This is a genomic window from Pseudomonas serboccidentalis (genome assembly GCF_028830055.1).
Lineage (GTDB): Bacteria > Pseudomonadota > Gammaproteobacteria > Pseudomonadales > Pseudomonadaceae > Aquipseudomonas > Aquipseudomonas serboccidentalis.
Window position 1 is genome coordinate 4611266 of record NZ_CP101655.1, and the last position, 26061, is coordinate 4637326.

A 26061-nucleotide genomic window follows, 5' to 3' on the forward strand; every position below is an offset into this window, starting at 1 on the left:
GGCAGCCCGACCGTCGGCAACATGTCTTTACCGCCGGAGTTCACCCGCCATGCCACGCATCACCCACTACAAATCCCCATGCCCTGAAAGCGTCAACAGCCAGATTCTGCAACTGGTGGTCGATTACCTGACCGACATCAGCGCGGTCGGACTCGGCCCGAGCAACCTGCTGTACAACGTCTATCAGTACGCGGTCGGCTATGAGGTGCATCTGTATCTGGAAGCGCTGAACGGCGAGAAGGGCACTGAGGTGGAATTGCTGGTTGCGACGGCCGAGGATGATCCGGAGCGAGTCATCGGTTTCCTCTTGTACCTGCCGGTGCAGGGCGATTGGGAGGCGTGCAGCGTCGCCTACATGGCCGTGCGTGAGGGGTATCGGCGACAAGGCGTGGCGCGGGCGATGATTGACGAGATGGTCACACGTTATCCGCATGCCGAACTGACCTGCAGTGTCGGCAAGGTGCCGTACTTCGAGGCGCTGGGCTTTGAGGTGATCGGCGCGCGCGAGACTCAGGTGCTGATGAGCACCCGGCATTACCGCAGCAACGGCTTGCGCGGCTTTATCGACACCACGCCGATCTACCGCTCGCTGGAGGTGCAGCAGATTCATACCTACCTGCTGCAGAAAAACGGCAAGCGCGCGATGCTCGATGCCGAGAAACAGCGTGACCGGCATCTGGATCAGACCACCCGTCACGTCGAGGCATTTGTCCGCCAGCGCCTGACGCTGCACTGATCGTTCGTCTGCCGCCAAAGCCCTTGTTGCGAGTTCCGCAGCAAGGGCTTTTTTGTGGCTATGAATTCAAGCCAGTTTCACGTTCATGGTGATCTGTGCCGTGAACACGTGTTTGCCTTCGGTATCGTGAATATCCACGGTGACGATCTTGTCGCCCTCGGTTTGCCAATCCACACCTTCGCCGCTGGCAACGGCCGTCACGTCGCTCTTGGCCTTGGCCAGGTATTGCACGGTCATGCCTTTGGGAATCCAGCGTGCGCCGGTCGGGATCGACACGTCGGTCATCATCCCGCCTGCGAGTTCAGCGGCATTGCACAGAGCAATTGCATGCACCGTGCCGAGGTGGTTGGTGATTTCGCGACAGAACGGCACTTGCACCGTTGCGGTATTGGCGCGCAGTTCGGATACCAGCGGGTTTATGGTGCTGAAGTACGGCGCAACCTGGCACGCCATCTGGCTGAATGCCTGGGGACCGGCGCTGTTGAACATGCTGAGAAACTGACTCATGGCGAAGCCTCATCGGGTGGTTTGCAGAATGATGTTCCGTTACAGAATAATATTCTGTAACGGAACGGTATTCTGTCTGCGGGAAATCTGTCAACCTGTGTCTGCTTTGATCAAGGGCACGAGGTGCCTTTTCCCATCCCATTTCAGCCTGTGAGCAGCATGGACACCGCCGATCTACTGGAACGCAGCTACCCCGGCCGCCGCGCCGAACTCAAGCGCGATATCTTTCGCAAGGCCCTGAGCCTGTTCAACGAACAGGGGATCGAAGCCACCACCATCGACATGATCCGCGCCGAGTGCGACACCAGCGTCGGCGCGATCTATCACCATTTCGGTAACAAGGAAGGGCTGGTGGCGGCATTGTTTTTCACCGCCCTGGAAGATCAGGCGCGCTTGCGTGACGCCTATCTGGACGCGGCGCAGACCACCGAGGAGGGCGTGCAGGCGCTGGTGTTCAGTTATGTTGACTGGGTCGAGCGTCAGCCGGAGTGGGCGCGGTTTCAGTACCACGCCCGGTTTGCCGTGACCAAGGGGCCGTTCAAGGACGAGCTGGCCGAGCGCAACAAGACACGCAATCTGCGTTTGCGCGACTGGCTGGCGGACTCCGGACGGGTTGCCGAACTCAAGGCATTGCCCGCCGAACTGCTGCCGTCGCTGATCATCGGCCAGGCCGACAGTTATTGCCGGGCGTGGTTGGCCGGGCGCGTGAAGGGGAGCCCGATGGCCTATCGCGAGTTGCTGGCGCAGGCGGCATGGCGCTCAATCCGTGGCGATGACGGCCCGGACAGCTGATTCGTGCAGACAAAAAAAGAGCCTCAAAGCTCTTTGATGGGGAGGAAGTAGAGCCCGTGAGGCTCAAGGTGCGCGTGAAACAAGGCGTGGGCTTGATTGGGGTTCAGAACACCCGCGCCTACGCAACGCTGGAAAAGCCAAGTCGCTGCGTAACTCCATCCTAGGAGTGCGTCGGGGTGGGCTCAAGTACCGTCAGTCGCACGGGCGGCGGCGCGTTCGACCATTGCAACGATGGTTGCGAACAACTCGTCGCTGGCCTCTGCAGCGCTGATTTCGCCATTGGCGGCGGCATGCGACAGCGCTTCGGCCGAGCCGAGCATGGCGCGCAATCCGGCCTGGGTGATCTGCCCGCCGTTGGCATAGGGCGCCAGATCACTGCGGCATTTTTCGAGGAAGATCGCCTCATAGTCACGCTTGATCCTCTCCAGCTCCGGGCTGCTTGCCAGCGCGGCAATCACCCCCGGAATCTCGTTGCCCTGCAGTAACACGCAATCGACATACGCCGAGGCAATCACCCGTGCAGTACCGGTCAATGTCGCCTCGGCATTGCCGATGGCCGCGTCCATCACCGCCGTCTGGCGAGTATCGAAATCCCGGTACAGCGCTGCGAGCAGGCCCGAGCGGGTGACGAAGTGGTCATAGACTACCGGTTTGGTCACGCCAGCCTGTTCTGCGAGATAGCCGAGGGTCAGGGCATCGGTGCCTTCGGCGCGGATGATCTGCCAGGCGACGTCGAGCAACTGACGGTTGCGGTCTTCGCGCGACAGGCGACGGCGCGGTTGGGCAGGGGAATCGGCTTCGGTCATTTCAGTGGTTGACATCGTTAATATACCAAACGTAACTTACTGTTCGTAACTTACCAAGAGTATATAGCCCTTGGTCAGGCAAACTTACAGGAGAATTCCCATGCATGCATTGATAGTTGTGGCGCATCACGAGCCTCGTTCGCTGACGCACAGCGTGGCGGCGCAGATTGCCGAGGGGCTGACCCGGGCTGATCCCGCCAATACCTGGGAAATCGCTGATTTGTACGCGGAAGGTTTCCAGCCGGTTTTCGCCGCGGCAGATTTCGCCGTGCATCACCGGGAAGCGCTACCGCCCGCCGATGTGCAGGCCGAGCACGCGCGGATCGACCGGGCCGACGCGCTGGTGCTGGTGTTTCCGGTGTACTGGTGGTCGATGCCGGCGCTGCTCAAGGGCTGGATCGACCGGGTATTCAGCAATGGCTGGGCATTTGATTTCGCTGGCGATCTCAAGCATGTGAAGAAACTGCAGCGCATGCGCGTGCATCTGGTTGGCCTAGCCGGTGCTGAAGAACGCGCCTACGAGCGCCACGGTTATGGCCCGGCGATGAAGGCGCAGATCGAGCACGGGATTTTCGATTACAGCGGGGCGACGGTGGTGAGTTCGACGCTGATGGTGGAATCGGAGATGCGTGATCCGCAGGAGCATTTGCAGACGGCGTATCACCTCGGCAGCCAGATGTTCAGCTGAAACATTGCAGGAGCTGCGGCGCGCTGCGATCTTTTGATTTTTAGAAGCAAGATCAAAAGATCGCAGCGTGCCGCAGCTCCTACAGGGTTTTGTGGTGTCAGCGGGCGCCGGGCCTGCCGGCCTTGGCGAGGGCCGCGAGCAAGGTGTCCTTGTCCAGTCCCGGTACCGAGTGGCCGTTGCCTGCGGTGCTGTCGCTGGCGAGCAGGGCGTTGATGATCGCTTCTTCTACCGCTTCGGTGGCAGCGAGGAACAGTTCGCTGATGTGGTCGTTGTTGACCATGCGCAAACCGTCGCAGGTGGGCGCCCCTTTGCCTTCGTATGCGGCCGGCGGGACGTGATCGTTACCGGTGGCGAAGGCGATGAAGATGTCACCGCTGTGGTCTTCGTTGCCGCCGCCGCTGCGCGCCAGGCCGAGGCTGGCCCGTTGCGCCAGACGCGTGCACTGGTGCGGCAGCAACGGCGCGTCGGTGGCCAGGCAGACCACGATCGAGCCCATCCCCGGGTGCGGCAGCGCCGCACGCAGGAACGGCGAATCCACCTGTTCCATGTAACGCCCCACCGGATAACCGTCGACCCGCAACTCGCTGCGAATCCCGTGGTTGGCCTGAACAATCGCGCCCACCGTCCAGCCCCCCTGTGCGCTGTTCAACCGGCGCGAAGCGCTGCCGATCCCGCCCTTGAACTCATGGCAGATCATGCCGCTGCCACCGCCTACTGCACCTTCTTCGACAGCACCGTCATGCGCGCAACCCAGCGCCTCGGCGACATGCTCGGGCTTGACGTGAAAACCATTGATGTCGTTGAGCAGACCATCGAACGTCTCCAGCACCACCGGCATGTTCCAGTAGAGGCGCCCGTCGTCCGGTTGCTGCTGACGATCCAGAGCGATCAACGCATCGCGCACCACGCCGAGGCTGTGGGTGTTGGTGAAGGCGATCGGACTGGTCAGCAGCCCGGCCTCGCGAATCCATTCAAGGCCAGTGGCATCGCCATTGCCATTGAGCACATGCACCCCGGCGAAACACGGTTGCTGGTTGGTCGAGCCGCGACGCGGTTCGATCACGGTGACGCCGGTGCAGATGTCGCGCCCGCCCGCGCTGCGCCCGCGCACATTACTGTGGCCGACGCGCACGCCGGGGACGTCGGTGATGGCGTTGAGCGGACCGGGTTGCAGCTGGCCGATGCGGATATTGAGGTCACGGGCACGGGGTTTCATCGATTGTCTCTCTATAAGGATCTGAAGGGTTCACGCCCTCTGTAGGAGTGAGCCTGCTCGCGATAGCGTCTCTGGATTCAACATCGCGATGACTGACTTACCGCATCGCGAGCAGGCACACTCCTACAGGGGAGTGTGCTGGGTTTACTGGCCGTTCTTGACCTTGCTCCACACCCGTGTGCGCACCCGTTCGGCGGCTTTGGGCAGCGGTTCAAGGGTGTACAACGTGGCCATCGCCGCAGCCGACGGATACACCGCCGGGTTGTCGCGCGTGGCCTCGGCCACCAGCGGCGTCGCGGCGCGATTGCCGTTTGGATACGACAGGTGATCACTGACCGGGGCGATCACTTCCGGGCGCAGCAGATAGTCGATGAACGCCAGACCCTGGGCGCGGTTCGGCGCGTCCTTGAGCAGCACCAGCGTGTCGAACCACACCGGCGCGCCTTCCTTGGGCAGGCTGTAGGCGATCTTCACGCCGTTGTGGGCCTGCTCGGCATTGGTCTTGGCTTCGAGCATCGCGCCGGACCAGCCCACGGCCACGCAGATGTTGCCGTTGGACAGGTCACTGATGAATTTCGACGAGTTGAAGTAGGCAATGTGCGGGCGCAGTTTGAGCAGCAGCGCTTCGGCTTTCTGGTAGTCCTCGGGGTGGGTGCTGTTGGGCGGCAGCCCGAGGTAGTGCAGGGCCACCGGGAGCATTTCCGACGGCGAATCGAGCATCGCCACCCCGCACTGGCCGAGCTTGGCGAGGTTCTCTTCCTTGAACACCAGGTCCCACGAATCCACCGGCGCCTTGTCGCCCAGCGCGGCGCGAACCTTGTCAACGTTGTAGCCGATGCCGTTGGTGCCCCACAGGTACGGTACGGCGTATTGATTAGCGGGATCGTTGTTGGCCAGTTTGGTCAGCAGGTCGTTGTCCAGATTCTTCCAGCCCGGCAGTTGATCGCGCGGCAGCGGGGCGAGGGCGCCGGCCTTGATCAGCGTCGGCAGGCTGTAGTTGCTCGCCACCACCACGTCGTAACCGCTGCGGCTGGTCATCAGTTTGCCTTCGAGCACTTCGGCACTGTCGAAGGTGTCGTAAACCGGTTGAATGCCGCTGTCGCGCTTGAAGTCAGCCAGGGTAGTGGGGCCGATGTAGTCGTACCAGTTGTAGACGTGCACGCTCGGCGCGTCGGCGGCACTGGCGGCGGATACGACGCCGAAACAGGCGAGCAGGCCCAGGTTGATATAGCCACGGTGACAACGCATGATGCGGCACTCCTGGCCTGCAGCAGGCCGGTGATGAACGGGAGTGCTCAGCCTATCGGCCCGGTCACGTCCGACCCATTCCCATCATGGGTTACTCAAAAGGGGTAGTGCGTGGACGCGTTGTTGCAGGAATTGCCGGTGCATCAAAGTCTGGCGCGGGTATTCGCGGCGGTCGGGCAGGACGGGTTCTGGCGGGCGCTGGTGGACACGCTGCGTCTGCTGGTGCCGCTGGACAACGCGCTGGTGGCGCTGATGCAGGCGGGGCAGGCGCCGCAATTGCTGATCGATTTCGACAGCAAGGGCCGGGCCGATGAGCAGGAAGAACTGGCCGGCTACAGCGCCGGCATGTACTTGCTCGACCCGTTTTATCAAACCGCCTCGACCGGCATCGCCGATGGCTTGCACAGCCTGGCCTCGGTAGCGCCGGACCAGTTTCTGCACAGCGAGTACTACCAGAGCTATTTTCGCTCGGTGGTTGGCGAGGACGAGTTGCAGTTCATGATCAACATCGAGGGCGGCGTACTGGGCCTGTCACTCGGGCGCTCGACGGCTTTCGATCTGGCCGAGCAGGGCCGCTTGCTGTGTGTGCGCGACTGGGTGCTGGCGGCGATGCGTCGCCATGTGCAGCTGTTGCCGCCGCAGGGCGCGGGCGCTGAACCGGTCGTGGGCGATCTGGCAACGCTGCTCGACCGCTTCGACGCCCGCCTGACTGCGCGTGAAGTCGACACTGCGCGGCTGATTCTGCAGGGCTTTTCCAGCAAGGCCATCGCCCAGCAGATGGGTATTTCGCCGGAGACGGTGAAGGTCCATCGGCGCAATCTTTATCACAAGCTCAATGTGAACGGGCATGGCGAGTTGTTTGCGCTGGTGCTGCGCCCATCCAACACCTGAACCACCAAAATCCCCTGTAGGCGTGAGCCTGCTCGCGATAGCGCCGGTTCATCCTGCACAGGGGGCGCTGACACACTGCTATCGCGAGCAGGCTCACTCCTACAGGGAGGGGCGTGTGTCAGATCAATCGAGGCGTTTGAAGACCAGGGCTTTCAGGCCGCTCTGCGGATCAACATCCGGAAACTCCGGCGGATTCTCCAGCCGCTGTTCAAAGCGCAAACTCGGTGCCTCTTGGGTCACGCCATCAATCAGGAAGTCCGGGCCAAACGACGGATCATTCATGCACGCCAGCACCGTGCCTTGCGCTGTCAGCAGCTCCGGCAAGCGGCGCAGCACGCGCTGGTAATCCTTGGTCAGCAGAAAGCTGCCTTTCTGGAACGACGGCGGGTCGATGATCACCAGGTCGTACGGGCCGCTGTTGATCACCTTGCCCCAGGACTTGAACAGGTCGTGGCCGAGAAAACTCACCTTGCTCAGGTCATGCCCGTTCAACCGGTGATTGTCGCGGCCACGGCTCAGGGCTGCGCGGGACATGTCGAGGTTGACCACATGGCTGGCGCCGCCTTCGATGGCCGCCACGGAAAACCCGCAGGTGTAGGCGAACAGGTTCAGCACCCGTTTGCCGGCAGCCTGCTCGCGCACCCAGTTGCGCCCGTAACGCATGTCGAGAAACAGCCCGGCGTTCTGCTTGCGGCCCAGATCGACGCGGTACTGCAAACCGCCCTCAACGATGCTCATCTCGTCAATCTCGTTGCCCAGCAGCCATTGCGCAGTGCTTTGCGGCAGGTAACGGTGTTGCACCAGCAAGGTGTGCGCCCCGGACTGTTGCCATTCGGCCGAGGTGCTGATGTCGAGCAGCAAGTGCTTGAGCGCGTCGAGCTGTTCCGGCGCCGGCTCCTTGAACAGCGAGACCAGCACCACGCCTTGCAGCCAGTCCACCGTCAGTTGTTCCAGTCCCGGCCAGCACCGCCCACGGCCATGGAACAGGCGACGGGTTTCGCTCGGTGCCGCGGCGAGTGCAGGCAGCAGATGGGCGCGGAGGGTGGCGAGGGCTTCTGGGTTCATCAGTCACGGTCGGCAAGCAAAAGGGCCGGCATTTTAACCACAAAATCTACCCGGTGAACGCCTGTCGCCAAGGGCCATTGACGACTGTTAAGAAAAGACCTGTATCAAAAATGAATTTATGCAGGGCGCGCTGCTCATACCAGATAAGCAGCGGATTCGAGCCGCTACATTGTTAATGCAATTCAGGGAGTGCCAGTTCATGAGTCCAACATCGACGGCGAGCGCGCACCTTCCTGGCGGGTTGATTCTGGTGGTTGAGGACGATCCGTTGATTCTGGAGTTTCTTTGCGAAATTCTTCAGGAGGAAGGGTTCAAGGTCGAGCCGCAGACCAGTGCTGATGCGGCGTCGCTGTATTTGGAAAAAAACGCGCCGGAAGTCGCGCTGCTGCTCACCGACATCACTATGCCGGGCATCCTCAATGGGGCCGATCTGGCCAACCTGGTCGGCGAGCGCTGGCCGGACAAACCGGTGATGGTCATGTCCGGTTATGAAACCCCGGAGACCTCCGGGGTCAAGCGCCCGGTGGCGTTCATCAAGAAGCCCTGGGCCATCGGCCAGTTGCTCGACTGCGTCGACAGCGCGTTCAAGTCCAAGGCCCCGCGCCTGCATTGAAGTACCGGGTCGAATCGCCGGGCAAAAATGCTACATTGCCCGGCCAACCCGCCCAGTCTTGTCAAAGGATGCGACCTTTTGTCTGCTCACGATAACGTCTTCGACCGCGCGTTCGGCGCGTTCCTGTTCGACATGGACGGCACCGTCCTCAACTCCATCGCCGCTGCCGAGCGGGTCTGGGCCGCGTGGGCTGAACGCCACGGCGTCGATGTCGAGACGTTCCTGCCGACCATTCACGGCGCCCGTGCCATCGACACCATCCGGCGCCTGAACCTGCCGGGGGTGGACGCCGAGGCGCAAGCGGCGTTCATCGCGCAGGCGGAGATCGAAGACGTGGAAGGGATCGTGCAGATTCCCGGGGCTGCGGTGTTTCTCGACAACCTGCCTGCCGAACGCTGGGCGATGGTGACGTCAGCGCCGCGGGATCTGGCGTTGCGGCGCATGGCAGCAGCGGGGATTGCCGAGCCTGCAGTGATGATCACGGCCGAAGATGTGACGGCGGGTAAACCGGATCCGGCCGGTTATCGTCTGGCGGCGAAACGCCTTGGGCTTGAACCTCGTGACTGCCTGATTTTCGAGGATGCCGCTGTCGGCATCCAGGCCGCTGAAGCGGCGGGCGCAGCGTTGATGATCATCACCACGACGCACCAGCATCCCCTCGAAACCACCCACGCAACCATCGACAGTTACGAAGCGCTCAGCGTCACCGTCAACAGCAACGGCCAGTTGCACCTGCAACCCAAATAAACCTGTAGGAGCTGCCGCAGGCTGCGATTTTTTGACTTTGATTGTGAAAAACAAGATCAAAAGATCGCAGCCTGCGGCAGCTCCTACAGGGGAATCAATAGATGCCGGGCAGGAGTCGCCAGCTGCGCGCGCAATAAGCATCGTACTCAGCGCCAAACTGCCCGCGCAGCAGCGCCTCTTCCGAATGGATGCGGGCGATCAGCGGGATCAGAGTCAACGCCGCCAGAATCAACCCGACGCTGGAACGAAACGCCAGCGCCCAACCCATCGCGTTGACCACCAGCCCCAGATAGCTCGGATTGCGCAGGCGCGTGTAAATGCCGTCAGTGACCAGGCGATGCCCCGGTTGAATCGCCACCAACCCGCTGAACCGCCGGCCCAGCACAAACACCGGCCACAGCCGCAGCGCGCCGCCGACGATAAACAGCAACGCGCCGAGCCAGCGCACGCCTTCACCGCCGAAGGTCCAGAAGTCGATGCGGTCGCAATAGGCCGGCAGAAAACCGCTGACCAGCCCGATCACCCCGAATGCCGGAATCACCCAGCGATTGGCCCGGTCCTCGCGCTCGCCGGAACTCATGTTCACGTCGGTGAACAGCGACGCCACCACCATCAGCACGGTGGCCAGCGCAATCACCACCAGTGCCCCATGGGCAAAGAACACCGCCGGCCCGCCAATGCCCCACACCGCAAGCCCCAGATAGGCGAGGGTGGTGAGCACCGCGACCACGGTCATTTGCGCCGACATTTTCATGGTGATCTCTTAACAGATGGCTGACATTTTCAGTGTAGAACGTCGCTGAACCCGTGAAGGCGTCGAGTCAATCAACACTGATGCTGGATGTACCGGCCACTTCGTGAGCAAGCTCACTCCCACCCTTGATCACGGCCAGCGCCAAGCTCTCCATCCACCGACTATCCCCTGTGTGCGGGCTTGCTCGCGAAGGCGTCGGATCTGTTGCCAAGGGCCTTCGGTAACGCCGGTCGTCGGTCGGCAAGACCTTCAACCGGCCAATATCGGGTCTACGCTGATCCATTCCTTCCAATTGCCCGAGACGGGTGGTTGTTCCGTGCATTGCCAATCGAAGAGGTGAACCCATGAAAATCGACTTGAGTGGAAAACTGGCCATCGTCAGCGGCAGCACGGGTGGCATCGGTCTGGGCATCAGCCAGTCGCTGGCCGAAGCCGGCGCCACGGTCGTCGTGATCGGCCGGGAAACGGCCAAGGTCGAACAGGCGCTGGCGAGCATTCGGCAGAAGGTGCCGGATGCGCAGTTACGTGGTCTGACGGCGGATCTCGGGACCGCCGAAGGCGCCGAAAAACTGTTCGCCGCCGAACCGCGTGCGGACATTCTGGTGAACAACCTCGGAATCTTCGACGCGGTGGATTTCTTCGACACGCCAGACAGCGAGTGGACGCGATTCTACGAGGTCAACGTGATTTCCGGCGTGCGCCTGTCGCGCCATTACGTGCCGGCGATGGTCGAGCAGGGCTGGGGCCGGGTGATTTTCCTGTCTTCGGAATCCGGTGTGGCGACGCCGGCCGACATGCTCAACTATGGCGTGACCAAAAGCGCCAACCTCGCGGTGTCCCATGGCCTGGCCAAACGTCTGGCTGGCACCGGGGTGACGGTCAATGCGATCCTGCCAGGGCCGACCTTTACCGGTGGCGTGGAACACATGCTCAAGGACGCTGCGGCCGAGTCCGGTCGTAACCTGCGCGAAGAGGCCGACGCCTTTGTGCGCAGGGCGCGCCCGACCTCGATCATCCAGCGCGTGGCCGATGTCGAAGAAGTCGCGCATCTGGTCACGTACATCGCTTCGCCGCTGTCCTCGGCCACCACCGGCGCAGCCTTGCGGGTCGATGGTGGTGTGGTCGACAGCATGGCGATCTGACCCCGAATTCTTCTGGAGAAACGTTAATTTATGGCAACTGCATCAGCAACGATCGACATCCCGGCCTCGGCCGATCAGGTCTGGCAATTGATCGGCGGCTTCAACACGCTGCCGGACTGGCTGCCGTTGATTGCCAAGAGTGAGCTGAGCGAAGGCGGGCGCGTGCGCACCCTGCAAACCGCCGATGGCGGTGTGGTGATCGAGCGTCTGCAAGCGTTCGACAACGCTGCCAGGACTTATAGCTATTCGATCGAACAGGCGCCGTTTCCGGCCACCGATTACCTGGCGACGATCAAGGTCGAAGCCCACGGGCAGGGCGCCCGGGTGACGTGGTCGGGCCGCTTTAGCGCCAAAGGTGTGAGCGATGAGGAAGTGGTGGCGTTGTTCAGTGGCATCTATCAGGGAGGCCTCGAGGCACTGCGGGCCAACTACCCAACCTGATTTGGCAAGGACCTAAATGTGAGCGTGCTTGCTCGCGAAGCGTTCGATCAATCAGCCTCTTCGCCGCCTGACACACCGCATTCGCGAGCAAGCCCGTTTCCACAGGGGGATCCATGTCATATCAGGAATTGGCGATCAAACGTTGCCGACAATCCAGCACCAGTTTCGCGCCCCCCAGCTCACTGCTGCCCACCTCAAGATTGAAGCCATGCAGGCTGACAATCGCCGCGACAATCGACAAGCCCAGGCCAAATCCGCTTTGCGGCTGCCCGCCCTCGGCCCGATAGAAACGCTGGAACACCGCCTCGCGCTCGGCCTCGGGAATCCCCGGCCCGGAATCGTGAACCTCGATTCGCGTGTGCCCACCGTCGTTCACACCGCGCAGGATCACCGTCCCGCCCGCCGGGGTGAACTTGATCGAGTTGCTCAACAGATTCGCCAGCGCCTCGAACAGCAGCGCCCGGTCACCATTCAAGGGTGGCAGGGTTTCCGGCATGTTCAGCACGAAGAGCAGTTCGCCTTCCTCGGCCAGCGGCAGGTAAAACTCATGCAGTTCTTCGAGCAATTTCACTGGATCGAGTTCGACAAACCCTGAGCGGCGCTGGCGGTCTTCCAGCTCGGAAATCCGCAGCAATCCGCGAAACCGCGCCATCAGCGTATCCGCTTCGGCCAGCACCAGGTCCAGTTGCGCCGCTTCCTGCGAACCTTCGCCGGCCTGCTGCTGCATGCGATACAACTGCGCGCGCAAACGCGTCAGCGGCGTGCGCAGGTCGTGGGCGATGTTGTCGCACACGCCTTTGACTTCATGCATCAGCCGTTCGATGCGGTCGAGCATGGCGTTGACGATGGCGGCCAGCATGTCCAGTTCATCGCGGCGGTTGGACAGCGGCAAGCGGTGGGTCAGGTCGCCGGCGACAATCGCCTGGGCGCTGTCCTGAATCGCGCGGATGCGGCGCATCGGTCGGCGACGCAGCAAATGCCAACCGGCAATCCCCGGCAGAATCGTCAGCGACACGCCCCAGAACAACGCATGCAGAATGATCCGCGTCACCGCGAACAGCGAGCCGTTGTCGCGCAACAACACCAGCCAGCGACCGTCGCGGGTCTGGGTCGCCACGGCGTCACAGCTGTCGGCGGGCAGGGTCGGGTCGTCGGAGTCGGCGCAGTCATCCAGCGTGTGGATCTTGCCGTCCAGCGGCAGGCCTTCGGGCAGTTGCTGCAAGGCGCCACCGAGGTACACGCCCCGGGCGTCGAACAGGCCATAGGCGTCGATGCCGCGGATGTCGAAGGTCATGCTGGCGGCGAGGGCTTCTTCCAGTTGCTCACCGCGAAAATGCGAAAACAGATGCTGACGTTGCATCAGCGAATGCTTGGCGAGGTTGTCGAGATAACTGGAGACCTCGAAATACATGACCCCCATGAGGATCGCGCTCCACGCCACGAACAGCGAACTGTACAGCGCCAGCAGACGACTGCTGGAAGAGCGCCAGCCGTCAGACGGGTTCGGCAATGACATAACCCGAGCCCCGTACCGTGCGAATCAGCGGAACATGGCCCGCGGCGTCGATCTTCTTGCGCAGACGACCGATGTGTACGTCGATCAGGTTGGTGCCCGGGTCGAAGTGATAACCCCAGACCTCTTCGAAAATCATCATCCGCGACAGGATCTGCCCACTGTTGCGCATGAGAAATTCCAGCAGCTTGTATTCGGTCGGCAGCAGCGTCAGCACCTGCTCGGCGCGGCGTGCTTCGTGGCTGATCAAATCCAGTTCGAGGTCGGCCACCTGCAACGTGGTGGCCTGAGTGGCGACGCTGTTCTGGCGGCGCAGCAGCACTTCCACGCGCGCGGCCATCTCGTCGGTGGCGAACGGCTTGGTCAGGTAGTCATCACCCCCGGCACGCAGGCCGCGCACGCGCTCATCGACATCGGAGAGGGCGCTGATCATCAGAATCGGCGTGGCCACGCCCATGGTACGCAGGGTAGTGACGATGGCCAGGCCATCGAGCTCCGGCAGCATGCGGTCGAGGGTGATCAGGTCGTAGTTGCCGCTGACGGCGCGGTCCAGGCCTTCACGGCCATTGTCGACCCAATCCACTTCCAGGCCGTGGCTGCTGAGTTCGGCGACGATTTCACGGGCGGTCACGGCATCGTCTTCGATGGTCAAAATACGAGTCATAGAGCAGGCCTTGATCGGTTCAAACGGAATGGCAGCATTTTGCCAAGTATTTTCCGGCGCGCTTTAAATTAACTTTCATGTATAGCCTGTCACCCACGCAAATTCGGGTAGCGCTGCCGATTTTCCGTCAATGCAGAAAACCCGCTGCTTTCAGTCCATTGTTGCAAATTGCAATGAGTGGAGAAGTTCAGTCTTTTTAACCTGTTGAAATTTAACGAATTATTTAGTGTTGTCGAATGGCACGGTCGCTGCAATTCCTCTGCTGACGAGTTGTAACACCATTTTTCATGCCTGGAGCACTACAACAATGAATAGATCCTCAGATGGGTTTTATCCTGCCTTCGAAGGAGAGTCGAGCAACGTGTCAGGCGTGTCCTGGGGCGCGATTTTCGCGGGCGCAGCGGCGGCCGCAGCATTGTCGATGATTTTGGTGCTGCTCGGCTTCGGTTTGGGATTCTCTGCCGTTTCACCTTGGGCCGGCGAGGGCGTCAGCGCCAAGAGCCTGGGGATTTCCACGATTGTCTGGCTGGCGTTGACGCAAATCATCGCTTCGGGTCTTGGGGGATACATCGCCGGCCGCCTGCGGGTGAAGTGGGCCAACATGCACGGTGATGAAGTGTATTTCCGTGATACCGCCCATGGCTTCCTCGCCTGGTGCGTGGCCACGTTGGTGACTGCGGTGCTGGTGGTGGGCTCGGTCAGCAGTGTGATCAGTGGCGGTGTGCAGGCCGGTGCCAGTGTCGCTGGTGGTGCAGCGGCTGCCGCGACACAGGCGGCCGGTACTGCCGCCGCGAACACCAACAGTGACCAGTACGGCTACTTCGTCGACAGCCTGTTCCGCGATGACCGTCCAGCATCGGTCAGCGATGACGCTGCCCATGGCGCGGTGACCCGGATCTTCGCCCAGAGCCTGGCCAACGGCCAACTCAGCCCTGAAGACCGTACCTACCTTGCGCAACTGGTCGCCCAGCGCACCAACCTGAGTCAGGCCGATGCCGAACGTCGTGTCGATGAGGTCTACGCCCGCACTCAGAAAGCCATTGCCGACGCCAAAGTGAAAGCCCGGCAGGCGACTGATACCGCCGCCAAAGTCGCTGCCTGGACCTCGCTGTGGATGTTCATCGCGCTGCTGGCCGGTGCGTTCTTCGCCAGCCTCGCCGCTACTTTCGGCGGTCGTCGCCGGGATGCGGTCGAGTACGTTGAAGTCCAAACCTATGCCACTACGACCACTGTTCGTTAACGCTCAATAAGGAGAATCGCCATGCGCTCACTACTGCTGTTTTTCCTCGGTGTCCCGATCCCGATCATCATCCTGATTGCGCTGTTCGTACACTGATCCAAATGCTCCATTGAGGCCCATGCCTCGGCCGCTTTCACTTCACGGTGCAAGCGGCTTTTTGCTTTCCGGGGTTCAACAAGGCGAGAATCGGCGGCTGGAGCGCAACGCTCCATCCCCGGATCTCTCTACTTAAGGAAAAGCACGTTGGACAAGAAGGAAATCAAACGTCAGGCAATGCAGATGCTGGAGGCCGGGCGCTCGAAAACCGAGACCTTCAAGGCGTTGTCCGGTGGTGCGGTCAAGGACAAGGTCCTGGCCTACTGGATCGGCTCGCGCCCGGACCCGCAATTGCTTGAGCGGCATGCCGGCAAGATCAAGATATTGCTCGCACTGATCTACGTGCAGGCGTTGTCCGGACTGGTGGGCGGTTATTTCCTGGGGCTGACGATCAGCGACGGTTTTGCAATCGTCCTCGGATTGCTGGCCGGGGGGATTGCGCTATTGTTCGCCTGGGGTTTCCATCGCCACTCTGCGCAGACCTACACCGTATACATGCTGCTTTCGATCAGCCAGATGCCACGGCTGTTCGAGGATTACGCCGAAGACCCGGTGTCGGTGATCATCGGTGTGGTGACGACGCTGGCGATGGTGTTTTTCGTGGCGTGGGTGAAAAACCTGCTGTTTCCCGACCTCGGCTTCATGGGCTCGAAAAAGATCAAAGGGCAGTTCGTCTTCTCCAACTGAGATCGTTGAACAATCCGACTGCTTTCACTGGCCTGGATCAATATTTCGTCGGGCGACTTCGCCTAACGTAAATGATCCAGGCCTTTGCTGAGGTATGAACTACAGTGCTTCTCGCGCATCTTGTTGCGCTGACGAAGTAGCCGCGCCGACGTCTCCAATCAAAGCAATAACAGCGTCGACACGGTGTAGTGCAGCAAGGAGCTGACACCACCTCAACCGAACCTTCACGGATGAACATTGCAATGCACTGCCTAGAAAGAACCTTCGATATCCAGCCCCTGACCCAGGCGGATATGACCGTCCACATCAACGGCCAGCCGGTCACCGCTGCTATTGGCGAAACCGTGCTCAGCGTTATCCAGTCCCTCGGCGTGCGCCAGGTCGCACGCAATGATCATGACCTGATCAGCGGAGCCTACTGCGGCATGGGCGTGTGCCAGTGCTGCCTGGTGAAAATCAACGGCCGCCACAAGCGCCGCGCCTGCCAGACCGTGGTGCGCGACGGCATGCAGATTGAAACCCGGGTCAATCGCATCAACGAGCAGGAGGTCGTATGAGCCAGCAACCGGTGATCGTCGGCGGCGGTCCGGCGGGGATGGCAGCGGCCATCGAACTGGCGCGCCACGGGGTGCGTTGCACCGTGCTCGAAGAAGCTTCGCGCCTCGGCGGGGTGGTCTATCGCGGGCCGCTGCGTGACGGCGTGCAGCTGGATTATCTGGGGCCTCGTTATTCCGAGGCGCTGGGCAAACTGCACGGTGACTTCCAGGAACAGGCCGGGTTGATCGACGTGCGCCTGAACCATCGCGTGGTCGGCGCCGAAGGCACTCGCGCACTGGTAGTGCTGGATGGCGACGAGCAACTGCACGAAATCCATTACCCGCAATTGCTGTTGGCCGCCGGATGCCACGAACGCAGCGTGCCGTTCCCGGGCTGGACGTTGCCGGGGGTGATCATGCTGGGCGGTCTGCAACTGCAAATCAAAAGTGGCGTGGTCAAGCCGCAGGGGCCGGTGATCATCGCCGGCACCGGGCCGTTGCTGCCGCTGGTGGCGACCCAGCTGCACGCGTCCGGCGTCAAAGTCGCGGGCGTGTATGAGGCCTGCGCATTCGGCAAGATCGCCCGCGAAAGTCTGGCGCTGCTGAACAAGCCGCAGCTGTTCCTCGACGGTTTGAGCATGCTCGCCTACCTGAAACTGCACGGCATCCCGATGAACTACGGCTGGGGCGTGGTCGAAGCGCACGGCGACGGCGAGCTGAAAAGCGTCACGGTGGCACCGTACTCGGCCACCTGGGAGCCGGACCTGACACGCATCGAGCGCTTCGAAGTCCAGACCCTGGCCGTTGGCTACGGCTTCATTCCGCGCACCCAGCTCAGTCAGCAGATGGGCCTGGATCACGGCTTCAGTGACGACGGCTACCTGCGCGCCAACTCGAACACCTGGCAGCAAAGCAACGAGCCGCACGTGCACCTGGCCGGCGACATGGGCGGGATTCGCGGTGGTGAGGCGGCGATGCTCGCCGGCAAGATCGCCGCGACCTCGATCCTGCTGCAACGCGGGATTATCGAAGAAGATCTGGCGCGGGTGCGTCGCGACCGCTTCCTGAGCAAACTGAAAACCATCGTGCGCTTTCGTGCAGCGGTGGACCGCTACACCGAACGCGGCGTCGGCCAGACCGCGCTGCCGGCCGCGGACACAGTGATCTGCCGCTGCGAACACGCCACCCGCGCCGACATCGATCGGGCGCTGGAGCAGGGCGTGCAAGACATCGCCAGCCTGAAGATGCGCACCCGGGTGAGCATGGGCGATTGTCAGGGGCGGATGTGCGTCGGCTACTGCAGCGACCGCCTGCGTCAGGCCACCGGCCGCAAGGACGTCGGCTGGCTGCGTCCGCGCTTCCCGATCGATCCGATTCCTTTTTCTGCGTTTCAGTCCGTCGGCACGGAGGCCGCTTCCCATGAGTAAGTTCTACGACGTGATCATTGCCGGTGGCGGCGTGATCGGGGCGTCCTGCGCCTATCAATTGTCCAAGCGCCAGGGCCTCAAGGTCGCGCTGATCGATGCCAAGCGTCCGGGCAACGCAACGCGCGCCTCGGCTGGCGGCTTGTGGGCCATCGGCGAGTCGGTGGGACTGGGTTGCGGGGTGATTTTCTTCCGCATGATGTCGGCCAACCGCAAGCGCGAAACCCAGGGTGCGGCGGTGGCGGTGGACGCCAGCACGCCGCACATCCTGCCGGAGTCGTTCTTCGATTTCGCCTTGCAGTCCAACGCGCTGTACCCGGCGCTGCACCGTGAGCTGAAAGACAATCACGGGATGGATTTCAAGTTCGAAAAGACCGGGTTGAAATTCGTCATTTATGACGACGAAGACCGGCTCTACGCCGAGCACATTGTTGGCTGCATTCCGCACCTGGCCGATCAGGTGCGCTGGCTCGATCAGGCCGCACTGCGTGAGTCAGAGCCGAGTGTCAGCCACGAAGCACGCGGGGCGCTGGAGTTTCTTTGCGACCACCAGGTCAGCCCGTTCCGCCTCGCCGATGCCTACATGGAAGGCGCGCGGCAAAATGGCGTGGACATCTTCGTCAACACCAACGTCACGGGTGTGTTGCATCACGGCAGCCGTGTGACCGGTGTGCAAACGGCCGAGCAGGGCGTGTTCCACTGCAAGACGCTGATCAACGCCGGTGGTGCCTGGGCGGCGGACTTGAGCGAGTGGGCGACGGGTATTCGTATCCCGGTGAAACCGGTCAAGGGCCAGATCCTGCTGACCGAGCGCATGCCGAAGATCCTCAACGGCTGCCTGACCACCAGCGATTGCTATGTGGCGCAGAAGGACAACGGCGAGATCCTGATCGGTAGCACCACCGAAGACAAAGGCTTCGACGTTACCACCACCTACCCGGAAATCGCCGGGCTGGTGCAGGGCGCGGTGCGCTGTCTGCCGGAGCTCAAGGACGTCAACCTCAAACGCACCTGGGCCGGCCTGCGCCCGGGCTCGCCGGATGAGCTGCCGATCCTCGGGCCGATGCGTGGGGTGGAGGGTTACCTGAATGCCTGCGGACACTTCCGCACCGGCATCCTGACCTCGGCGATCACCGGGGTGCTGCTGGACAAACTGGTCAATGATGAGCCGCTGCCACTGGATATCACACCGTTCCTGGCGGACCGGTTTGAGACTGCTCCGGTCAAGCAAGAGCGCGAGCTGGAACTGGCTTAATCTCACCCACAATCCCTGTAGGAGTGAGCCCGCTCGCGATGGCGGTCTTTCAGAGAAAGAGGTATCTGCTGATAGATTGCAATCGCGAGCAGGCTCACTCCTACAGTAGTCGAGTCGTACCGGTCATTTGCGCACTACACCGAACCTTGTGGGAGTGAGCCTGCTCGCGATGGCGGTCTTTCAGAGAAAGAGGTATCTGCTGATAGATTGCAAACGCGAGCAGGCTCACTCCTACAGTAGTCGAGTCGTACCGGTCATTTGCGCACTACACCGAACCTTGTAGGAGTGAGCCTGCTCGCGATGGCGGTCTTTCAGTGAAAGAGGTATCTGCTGATAGATTGCAATCGCGAGCAGGCTCACTCCTGCAATTGGAATTGTGCTGAAGTCAGGACTGGCGTGATTCCTCTTCCAGTTGATCCGATTCGAACAACCGCGCCAGTTCCGCCCGGGCTTCCTGGGCGGTCTGCAGGACTTTGGCCGCGTCGTCGTAAACCGCGTGCTGGGCTTCCAGTACCTGTTCGTCGTGGTGTTTGAAGCGCTTGATCCGCGCATCGGCCTGGGCCTGGGTCAGACCGAGTCCGACCAGCGTGCGGCGGCTCATTTCCAGACTGGAGTAATAGGTCTCTCGAATCGGATCGGCGCCGACATCGACCAAACGGTGTACGTGCTGACGGTTACGCGCCCGGGCGATGATTTTCATGTGCGGATACAGCTTGCGCACGATCTCGGCGGTCTTGATGTTGGTCTCCGGATCGTCCGTGGCGATGACAAAGTATTCTGCCTCGCCGACCTTGGCCGCATTGAGAATTTCCGGGCGCATCGGGTCGCCGTAAAATACCGGCACACCGCCGAAGCTGCGCGACAGTTCGATGGTTTCCACCGAGGTGTCCAGCGCCACGAACTTGATGTTCTGCGCCCGCAGAATCCGCGCCACGATCTGGCCCATCCGGCCCATGCCGGCGATCACCACTCGCGGCGCCTCGGTGTCGATTTCGCGGAATTTCTCCGGGACCTCCACCGGCTGCACTTTCGGGCTGACCAGTCGCGCACAGATCAACAGCAGCAACGGCGTCAACGCCATCGACAGGGTGATGGTCAGCACCAGCAGGTCATACAGACGCGGTTCGAACAGGCCCTGATCGCGACCGATCTTGAACACCACAAAGGCAAATTCACCACCGGCCGCGAGCACGATGCCCAGGCGAATCGCACTGACTTTATTCAGCCCGCCGGCCAAACGCCCGACCACAAACAGCAGCGGCAACTTCAGACCGATCAGCAACAGCGTCAGGCCCAGCACGGTGATCGGTGCACTCAGCAGCAGGCTCAGGTTCGCGCCCATGCCGACACTGATGAAAAACAGCCCCAGCAGCAGGCCTTTGAACGGCTCGATCTGCGCTTCCAGTTCATGGCGATATTCCGAATCCGCCAGCAGCAGGCCGGCGAGAAACGCCCCGAGTGCCATCGACACCCCGACCAGATCCATCAGCCACGCGGTGCCGATCACCACCAGCAATGCGGTGGCGGTGGACACCTCCGGCAGACCGGTTTTTGCCACCACGCGAAACACCGGACGCAACAGATAACGCCCGCCGACCACCACCACGGCGATCCCGCCGAGTACCTGCAAACCATGATTCAGGCTGCCCGCGCTGCTGGTGTCGTGAGCGCCACCGGCGAGCATCGGCACCAGCGCGATCAACGGGATCGCCGCGATGTCCTGAAACAGCAGAATCGCAAACGCCAGTCGCCCATGAGGGCTGGTCAGTTCCTTGCGTTCGGCCAGGCTTTGCAGGCCGAATGCGGTGGACGACAGCGCCAGGCCCAGGCCGAGCACAATGGCACTATTGAGCGGCTGACCGAACACGTACAACGCCAGCACGCCGATCACCGCAGCGGTCAGCAGCACCTGCGCCAGCCCGACACCGAACACCGATTTGCGCATCACCCACAACCGGCGTGGCGACAGTTCAAGGCCGATGATGAACAGCAGCAACACCACACCCAGTTCCGAGATGTGCGCAACGCTTTGCGGATTGCCGATCAGGCCAAGCACCGACGGGCCGATGATCACCCCCGCCAGCAGATAACCGAGCACGGCGCCCAATTGCAGACGTTTGGCCAAGGGCACGGTGAGCACCGCGGCGAACAGAAACACGACAGCGGCTTGTAACAGGTTGCCTTCATGGGGCATGGGTTTACTCCTGACAGCGGTACGGCGGGGGCGTCAAGGATAAAGGCTGATTCCCTGTCACACCACAGGCGCTCGGGGCAGCGATTTTCCACCAGGACCTTTTCAGATCGGTGAAAGTTTTATGCCAATAACGTTAGGCAACTTAAAAGTTGTCGCATTGCCATCATCGAGTTACGGATGCTTTGACAGTTCACGGGCGATGTGAAGTTATACTTTTGTCTTGGGTGATGTGGCGGTGATATTGCCGAGCAATTGCCTGATAACTCGATAATCGCTGGCGATGGGCGAAGTTCCCAGTGTGAGAGTTCGATGGAGGGTTGCGTGTACCAGATAGTTCATGGCATGCGATTTACCATTAAATGTTTGTTACAAGGATTGACAAGGCGAGGGCTCCGAACCTACTATTTTTCACCCAAGATGCTGGCTGTTTATAACGGCCGTAATGAAAGCGACCAGGATGGCCGCGCGAAGTTTTCATAAGGAATTGAAACTTGTATCTGGATTCCATTGGATCGGAACCCCTGCGATTTCAGCTCGATCAGCTCATTTCCTGTTTTTTCCAGGGTGTGGCACATGATCGTGCACAGACTGACATCGTGGCGTCATTGTCACGTCGCCAAATTCATGACAATCACTTGGCAGAGTCCCGGAGAAGCGCGGATTCAGCCGGGTTCATCATTTCAAAAAACCGAAAGGTCCCTGTGCAGCAGCTTGCTCTTCAAGCCGCAGGTGATGCCTTCTTGAACGGTTCATAACCTCAGCAACTTCAGTTAAACCGGATCGCCGCGAGCCGTCGCACGCTTATAAAAGCGTCACTCTCGCCTGAGCGAATTCGCCAGTCTGAAGTTATGTTCGCCGAGGCGAGAAAGTACATCTATTTAAAGTAAAGTTTTCATAAGGAATTGAAAATTTGTACCTGGATTTCTTGCTGTCTGTTTAAAAAGACTGAATTAACTTGATGTGCTCCCGAGAAATCGCGGAGCCGTACGAGTGTGTCTTACCAGGAGGCCCGCAGGTACTTGTTTCCCCCCGAGTTTCCGTCGTTCAGCGGTCGAAAGTTTTGATGCGACCTCTGCTGTAGTGCGCAAATAAGCATATTTAATGTGAAGTTTTCATAAGGATTTGAAACTGTGTACTTGGATACCATTGATTCAGAACATCAACGCCTGCAACCCGACAAATTGGCGACTGATGAAGCTCAGGCGGCATTGGCGCGAATCGAGCAATATGACAGTCGCTCGATGTATTGCCGGGAACACGCGCAGCCCAACGAACGGATCTTTTTGAGCGGTCAACAGGCGCTGGTGAGATTGCTGCTGTCGCAGGCTGAACTTGATCGATCCAACGGCGTTCGCACGGCGGGATTCGTCAGTGGTTATCGCGGCTCGCCGCTGGGTGGCGTGGACCGCGAGCTGGTCAAGGCCAAGGCCGTCCTGGAGAACGCGAACATCCGCTTTCTGCCGGCGATCAACGAAGACCTGGCGGCCACGGCCCTGATCGGCACCCAGCGTGTGGAAAGCGATCCGCAGCGTTTGTATGACGGCGTGTTCGGTATGTGGTACGGCAAGGGGCCGGGGGTTGACCGTTCCGGTGACGCGATCAAACACGGCAGTTCCTATGGTTCGTCGCCCAACGGCGGCGTGCTGGTGGTCACCGGCGACGATCACGGCTGTGTATCGTCATCGATCTCGCATCAGTCCGACCGCACGCTGATCGCCTGGGGCTTGCCGGTGATTCACCCGGCGGGGCTGGCCGATTATGAACGCTGCGGCCTGTGGGGCTGGGCGTTATCCCGGGCCTCCGGGTTATGGGTGGGTTTCAAGGCGATCACCGAGACCGTCGAGGCCACCAGTTCTGTCGAGTCGATCCCGCTCCCCGAGTTCGTCACCCCGCAGATCGATCCGGGCCCGGACGGCCTGCATTGGCGCTGGCCGGACCTGCCGGGCATGCAGATCGAGCGCCGGACCGCGTTCAAGTTCGACGCCGCCCGGGCGTTTGCCCTGGCCAACCCGATCGACACCGCCGTCACTACGCCTGCGCAACCGGCGCTGGTCATCGCAGCAGTCGGCAAGGCTTATGGCGATGTGCGCCAGGCCTTGCAGCAATGCGGCATCTCCCTTGAACAACTGGAAAACGCCGGCGTTGCGCTGCTGAAGATCAACCTGGTCTATCCGCTGTCACCGGTGCTGGAGGCCTGGACCCAGCGCGCCGGCAAGGTGCTGATCATCGAAGAGAAGCAGGCGATCGTCGAAGAACAGCTCAAACAGAGGTACTACAACGCAGCGCATGATCAGCGTGCGGTGATTATCGGCAAGACCGACGAACACGGCCAACCGCTGATCTCGGATCATGAGGAGCTGCGCCCGTCGCGCATCGCCGCATTGCTCCAGCAGCGCCTGCAAGGCCTGGGCATCGACTTGAGCCTGCCGGATTTCTGGTGCGTGCCCAGCGTCTCGCGGGCCGAAGACTGGATCCGGCGCACGCCCTATCTATGCTCCGGTTGCCCGCACAACACCTCGACTCAGGTGCCCAAGGGCAGTGAAGCGCGGCTCGGCATCGGCTGCCACGCGATGGCCGCGCGCATGCCGGAACGCTCGACCACCGGCAGCGTGCAGATGGGCGGGGAAGGGGTCGACTGGCTGGGCCAGGCACCGTTCGTGCAGACCCCGCACATCTTCCAGAACATCGGCGACGGGACCTTTTTCCACTCCGGATTCCTTGCCGTGCGTCAGGCCATCGCGGCCGGCGCGACCCTCACCTACAAGCTGCTCTACAACGACGCGGTGGCCATGACCGGCGGCCAACCGATCGACGGCAAGCTCACGGTGAAGAAGGCCGTTGAGCTGCTCAAAGCCGAAGGCGCGCAGCGGATTGTGGTGGTGGCCGACGACCTGCAGCGCTATCAGGCGCATGACAGCCTGCCCCAGGGCATCGAAGTGTTTCACCGTGAAAAGCTGGAAGACGTGCAGTTGCAACTGCGCGACACCCGTGGCGTCAGCGTGCTGATTTTCGATCAGGTCTGCGCCGTCGAAGGGCGTCGGCGCAAGAAGCAACTGCCGGCACCCGTGGTGAAGACTGAAGTGGTGATCAACGAGGCGGTCTGTGAAGGCTGCGGCGACTGCCAGGTCAAATCCAATTGCCTGTCGGTGATCCCGGTGGAGACGCCGTTCGGCGCCAAACGCCGGATCGATCCACACTCGTGCAACACCGATCTGTCGTGCATCAAGGGGTTCTGCCCAAGCTTCGTGACAGTGACCGGCAAACCACGGCGACTTCCGCGCAAACTGGCCGACAGCGCCCAGGTGCTGGCGCGGGCCGAAGCGCTGGCGCTGCCGTCCGTACAGCGTTCGCTCGACGTGCCGTATGAAATGCTGCTGGTGGGGGTTGGCGGCACCGGTGTGGTGACCGTGGCGCGGGCAATTGCCATGGCTGCCCACCTGGATGGGCGTGCGGTCAGCGTGCTCGACTTCACCGGTTTCGCGCAAAAGGGCGGCGCGGTGTTGAGCCACGTGCGTCTGGCCGGCGATGCCGATGCGTTGCACCAACACCGCATCGACATCGGTGGTGCCGACCTGCTGCTCGCTGCCGATCTGGTAGTGGCCAGCGAAGACGATGCGCTGGCAACGCTGCGACCGAACAAAACCGTGGTCATCGCCAACAGCGCCCTGACCCAGACCGGCGCGATGCTGCGCAATACCCAACTGGGTGTTGAAACCGACGCGATTCAAGCGTTCCTGAAGCAGAAGGTCGGCGCCGGGCACTTCCACAGCCTCGATGCCGGCGAGTTGGCGAACACCCTGGTCAGCCCGATGCAAGCCAACATGCTGTTGCTCGGTTACGCCTGGCAGAAGGGCACGGTGCCGGTGTCGCTGCCCGCGCTGAAAAAGGCCATCGACCTGGCCGGCAGCGCCGCCGCCAACCATCTGGCCTTCGCCTGGGGCCGGTTGTGGGCGCAGGACTCAGCCTTCGTTGCGCCTTATCTGGATCAGCCAGTGGATGCCGTGTCGACGATTGCGATCCGCGACATCAGCGACATGCGCGGCCGCCGCGAAAGCCTCGAACAACTGATCAACAACCGCAGTGAGTTCCTCACCGACTACCAGAACGCAGCGTATGCGGCGCGTTATCGCAAGCTCATCGAGCAACTGCGCACGCTGCCGGCGGCCGGTGATGACAGCGCGCTGACCCACGCGGTGGCACGCAACCTGTTCAAGCTGATGGCCTACAAGGACGAGTACGAAGTTGCACGGCTGCTCACCACTCGCCGCTTTACCGACTCGCTGAAAGCCCGGTTCGACGGCGGTATTCGCCTGAAATTCCACTTTGCCCTGCCGCTGCTGCGCAAGAACCAGGAAAGCACTGGCGAGCCGAAAAAGATCGCCTTCTCCGGCTGGATCCTGCCGCTGTTGAAGGTCCTGGCCAAGGGCCGCGTGTTGCGCCACACCCGGTTCGATCCGCTGGGTTATTCCGCCGAGCGTCGCGAAGAGCGCCGCTTGCTCAGTGATTACGAACAAACCTTGCAACGCCTGCTGCCGAAATTGAACTCGGAGAGTCTGCCGGCGTTCGTTGCCTGGGCGAGCCTGCCGGATTCGATTCGCGGTTACGGCCACGTCAAGGATCGTTCGATCGCGGCGGCCCGTCTGCGCGAGAAAGACCTTATCGAGCAGATTCTGGCAGACAAACCGGTCATTCACGGTGTCGAGTCATGGCATCCATCCACCGTCATCGCCAGGCAACGGAGCGCAGAGGAACGCGACGTGATGGAAGCCTCCTGACCGGAGGCGATCGCCAGTCCCGCACAACAAG

The 26061-nt window shown here is 61.4% G+C and carries 23 protein-coding genes; 14 read left to right on the top strand and 9 right to left on the bottom strand.

Annotated features, from left to right (window positions below):
* Positions 1 to 49 precede the first annotated feature (49 nt).
* Positions 50 to 736, top strand: a complete 687-nt coding sequence (locus tag NN484_RS21010; protein WP_274657772.1) for a GNAT family N-acetyltransferase — start codon at positions 50 to 52, stop codon at positions 734 to 736.
* Between the two features lie 66 nt (positions 737 to 802).
* On the opposite strand, the gene NN484_RS21015 is transcribed toward NN484_RS21010, so the two are convergent.
* A complete protein-coding gene (locus tag NN484_RS21015) occupies positions 803 to 1243 on the bottom strand; it encodes a hotdog fold domain-containing protein (protein WP_127650978.1) in 441 nt (146 codons plus the stop codon).
* Positions 1244 to 1402: 159 nt separating this feature from the next.
* On the opposite strand from NN484_RS21015, the gene NN484_RS21020 reads away from it, so the two are divergent.
* Positions 1403 to 2035 (top strand): TetR/AcrR family transcriptional regulator, encoded by a 633-nt coding sequence (locus NN484_RS21020; protein WP_274657773.1) that lies wholly within the window; start codon positions 1403 to 1405, stop codon positions 2033 to 2035.
* Positions 2036 to 2217: 182 nt separating this feature from the next.
* Here NN484_RS21020 and NN484_RS21025 read toward each other — a convergent pair whose 3' ends face one another.
* The gene (locus NN484_RS21025) at positions 2218 to 2856 is read right to left on the bottom strand and encodes a TetR/AcrR family transcriptional regulator (protein WP_274657774.1); all 639 of its coding nucleotides are present in this window, start codon (positions 2854 to 2856) and stop codon (positions 2218 to 2220) included.
* An 85-nt stretch (positions 2857 to 2941) separates the two neighbouring features.
* On the opposite strand from NN484_RS21025, the gene NN484_RS21030 reads away from it, so the two are divergent.
* On the top strand, positions 2942 to 3529 hold the full coding sequence (locus NN484_RS21030) for an NAD(P)H-dependent oxidoreductase (protein ID WP_215500898.1): 588 nt from the start codon (positions 2942 to 2944) through the stop codon (positions 3527 to 3529).
* Positions 3530 to 3626: 97 nt separating this feature from the next.
* Here NN484_RS21030 and NN484_RS21035 read toward each other — a convergent pair whose 3' ends face one another.
* Both NN484_RS21035 and NN484_RS21040 read right to left on the bottom strand, forming a co-directional pair.
* Complete coding sequence (locus NN484_RS21035; protein WP_274657775.1) at positions 3627 to 4745, bottom strand: DmpA family aminopeptidase; 1119 nt, start codon at positions 4743 to 4745, stop codon at positions 3627 to 3629.
* A 144-nt stretch (positions 4746 to 4889) separates the two neighbouring features.
* A complete protein-coding gene (locus tag NN484_RS21040) occupies positions 4890 to 5993 on the bottom strand; it encodes a polyamine ABC transporter substrate-binding protein (RefSeq protein WP_127650973.1) in 1104 nt (367 codons plus the stop codon).
* Between the two features lie 111 nt (positions 5994 to 6104).
* Here NN484_RS21040 and NN484_RS21045 point away from each other — a divergent pair, with 111 nt between their 5' ends.
* On the top strand, positions 6105 to 6884 hold the full coding sequence (locus tag NN484_RS21045; protein ID WP_127650972.1) for a helix-turn-helix transcriptional regulator: 780 nt from the start codon (positions 6105 to 6107) through the stop codon (positions 6882 to 6884).
* A 123-nt stretch (positions 6885 to 7007) separates the two neighbouring features.
* Here NN484_RS21045 and NN484_RS21050 read toward each other — a convergent pair whose 3' ends face one another.
* On the bottom strand, positions 7008 to 7949 hold the full coding sequence (locus NN484_RS21050) for a class I SAM-dependent methyltransferase (RefSeq protein ID WP_274657776.1): 942 nt from the start codon (positions 7947 to 7949) through the stop codon (positions 7008 to 7010).
* Positions 7950 to 8148: 199 nt separating this feature from the next.
* Between NN484_RS21050 and NN484_RS21055 the strand changes: the two genes are divergently transcribed.
* Together NN484_RS21055 and NN484_RS21060 are read left to right on the top strand one after the other, a co-directional pair.
* Positions 8149 to 8562 carry a response regulator gene (locus NN484_RS21055; protein WP_127650970.1) on the top strand — a complete coding sequence of 138 codons (414 nt, stop codon included), beginning with the start codon at positions 8149 to 8151 and terminating at the stop codon, positions 8560 to 8562.
* A 78-nt stretch (positions 8563 to 8640) separates the two neighbouring features.
* Positions 8641 to 9309 (top strand): HAD-IA family hydrolase, encoded by a 669-nt coding sequence (locus tag NN484_RS21060; RefSeq protein WP_274657777.1) that lies wholly within the window; start codon positions 8641 to 8643, stop codon positions 9307 to 9309.
* A gap of 94 nt (positions 9310 to 9403) precedes the next feature.
* Here the strand turns inward: NN484_RS21060 and NN484_RS21065 are convergent, their stop codons facing one another.
* Positions 9404 to 10063 carry a methyltransferase family protein gene (locus NN484_RS21065; protein WP_127650968.1) on the bottom strand — a complete coding sequence of 220 codons (660 nt, stop codon included), beginning with the start codon at positions 10061 to 10063 and terminating at the stop codon, positions 9404 to 9406.
* A 344-nt stretch (positions 10064 to 10407) separates the two neighbouring features.
* On the opposite strand from NN484_RS21065, the gene NN484_RS21070 reads away from it, so the two are divergent.
* Both NN484_RS21070 and NN484_RS21075 read left to right on the top strand, forming a co-directional pair.
* On the top strand, positions 10408 to 11205 hold the full coding sequence (locus NN484_RS21070; RefSeq protein WP_127650967.1) for an SDR family NAD(P)-dependent oxidoreductase: 798 nt from the start codon (positions 10408 to 10410) through the stop codon (positions 11203 to 11205).
* 30 nt (positions 11206 to 11235) lie between these two features.
* Entirely contained in the window at positions 11236 to 11646 is a 411-nt protein-coding gene (locus NN484_RS21075; protein WP_127650966.1) for an SRPBCC family protein, read from the top strand.
* Between the two features lie 121 nt (positions 11647 to 11767).
* On the opposite strand, the gene NN484_RS21080 is transcribed toward NN484_RS21075, so the two are convergent.
* Entirely contained in the window at positions 11768 to 13162 is a 1395-nt protein-coding gene (locus tag NN484_RS21080) for a sensor histidine kinase (protein WP_274657778.1), read from the bottom strand.
* Positions 13140 to 13823, bottom strand: a complete 684-nt coding sequence (locus tag NN484_RS21085; protein ID WP_127650964.1) for a response regulator transcription factor — start codon at positions 13821 to 13823, stop codon at positions 13140 to 13142. The genes NN484_RS21080 and NN484_RS21085 overlap by 23 nt, the downstream gene beginning before the upstream one ends.
* A gap of 307 nt (positions 13824 to 14130) precedes the next feature.
* Between NN484_RS21085 and NN484_RS21090 the strand changes: the two genes are divergently transcribed.
* From NN484_RS21090 to hcnC, 5 genes are all read left to right on the top strand, one after another.
* On the top strand, positions 14131 to 15063 hold the full coding sequence (locus NN484_RS21090) for a hypothetical protein (RefSeq protein WP_215500892.1): 933 nt from the start codon (positions 14131 to 14133) through the stop codon (positions 15061 to 15063).
* Positions 15064 to 15306: 243 nt separating this feature from the next.
* The gene (locus NN484_RS21095; protein ID WP_274657779.1) at positions 15307 to 15846 is read left to right on the top strand and encodes a hypothetical protein; all 540 of its coding nucleotides are present in this window, start codon (positions 15307 to 15309) and stop codon (positions 15844 to 15846) included.
* A gap of 242 nt (positions 15847 to 16088) precedes the next feature.
* Entirely contained in the window at positions 16089 to 16403 is a 315-nt protein-coding gene (gene hcnA / locus NN484_RS21100; protein WP_274657780.1) for a cyanide-forming glycine dehydrogenase subunit HcnA, read from the top strand.
* Positions 16400 to 17809 carry a cyanide-forming glycine dehydrogenase subunit HcnB gene (hcnB, locus tag NN484_RS21105; protein ID WP_274657781.1) on the top strand — a complete coding sequence of 470 codons (1410 nt, stop codon included), beginning with the start codon at positions 16400 to 16402 and terminating at the stop codon, positions 17807 to 17809. Before hcnA ends, hcnB begins: the two co-directional genes overlap by 4 nt.
* Positions 17802 to 19061 (top strand): cyanide-forming glycine dehydrogenase subunit HcnC, encoded by a 1260-nt coding sequence (hcnC, locus tag NN484_RS21110; RefSeq protein WP_274657782.1) that lies wholly within the window; start codon positions 17802 to 17804, stop codon positions 19059 to 19061. Before hcnB ends, hcnC begins: the two co-directional genes overlap by 8 nt.
* 385 nt (positions 19062 to 19446) lie before the next feature.
* Here hcnC and NN484_RS21115 read toward each other — a convergent pair whose 3' ends face one another.
* Complete coding sequence (locus tag NN484_RS21115) at positions 19447 to 21255, bottom strand: monovalent cation:proton antiporter-2 (CPA2) family protein (RefSeq protein WP_127650957.1); 1809 nt, start codon at positions 21253 to 21255, stop codon at positions 19447 to 19449.
* Positions 21256 to 22385: 1130 nt separating this feature from the next.
* On the opposite strand from NN484_RS21115, the gene NN484_RS21120 reads away from it, so the two are divergent.
* Entirely contained in the window at positions 22386 to 26030 is a 3645-nt protein-coding gene (locus tag NN484_RS21120; protein WP_274657783.1) for an indolepyruvate ferredoxin oxidoreductase family protein, read from the top strand.
* Positions 26031 to 26061: the final 31 nt, after the last annotated feature.